At 40.0% G+C, this 1,216-nt stretch carries 1 protein-coding gene; it reads right to left on the bottom strand.

From position 1 onward, the window contains the following. Nucleotides 1-211: 211 nt before the first annotated feature. Nucleotides 212-1,216, bottom strand: a 1,005-nt coding sequence (locus O3746_RS10310; RefSeq protein WP_371449035.1) for a YadA-like family protein, incomplete at its 5' end; no start/stop codon positions are given.

The following is a 1,216-nucleotide window of genomic DNA, read 5'->3' on the forward strand; positions in this document are numbered from 1 at the left end:
GGGGTATATTTTGCATCAATCGCAAATGCAATATTAATTTTTTCTGAAGTGGTCATTTAGGTTACATATCCTTAAGTTTGTCTAATTAATCACAAAACTATTTTTTAGAAATGTTATTGTGTGCTCATTCTATCTCATTTCATCCTTAATTTGGTACAAATAAAAAACCCAGCCGAAGCTGGGTTTTTATCTATATTAATGGAAAGTTAAATTACCATTGGTAACCGACGCCCACAGAGCCACCTACGTCGCCTTGGGTATTTGCGTTACCTTGAAGTTTGAAGATAACTTTACCATTGTCGCTTGAGCGTGAGTAACCTACTGCCACAGCGCTTTCACCTTTGAAAGTACCTGCAGAAGCGGCAACCATTGATTTACCAGGGATGTAAACTTGTGGTAAACCTGCTGCTGCGTTAGCACCTGCGATACCGCCGCGAGCTTCTTTACGTACGCCATCAATGCGGTTGTTAACGTTGGTGATGTTGCTACGTAATTGTGAAACGTTTACAGCATCAGTATCTTTAACACCTGGAGCAACATTTTGGATAGTCTTGTTGCCTGCATCGATACCGTCTTGGTTAATGGTTACTGGACCTGCTTTAAGTTCATTTGTTGTTACGCTATTAACAGTTACGTCTGGGTTCAGACTTACCTTTAACGCGTCGCCATCTTTCTTAACAAAGATGTTTTGAACTTCTTTCTCAACAGTTTTACCGGTTTGTTTATCGTAAACTTTAACCTTAGTACCTGCATCACCTTTAATCTGAATTGTGTTATTCAGTTTCTTCGTGATTGTGCCTTGGCTTGAACCAGTTTCATCAACTAAACCAAATGTACCGTCGGCGTCTTTACCATCTCTACCATCTTTACCATTTCTAATGGTTGTGACGGTTTGTTTACCGTTACCATCTACGATAGTTACAGTATGAGTACCGTTACCGTTGTCTTTAACTTCAGCTTGTGCATTCTTACCGTCTTCACCGTTTTTAACGATAGTAGTAGTAGTTTTACCTTCGCCATCGGTGATGGTTACAGTGTGAGTGCCATCTTTGTTGTCTTTAACATCAGCTTTAGCATTCTTACCATCTGCACCAGTATCACCTTTCGCACCAGTTGCACCATCTTTAACAACAGTAGTTGTGGTTTTACCGTTACCATCTGTGATAGTTACTGTGTGAGTGCCATTCTCGTTATCTTTAACTTCAGCTTTAGCATT

The sequence above is a fragment of the Haemophilus sp. 27098_8_127 genome (assembly GCF_041433495.1).
In the GTDB taxonomy this organism is placed as follows: Bacteria; Pseudomonadota; Gammaproteobacteria; order Enterobacterales; family Pasteurellaceae; genus Haemophilus_D.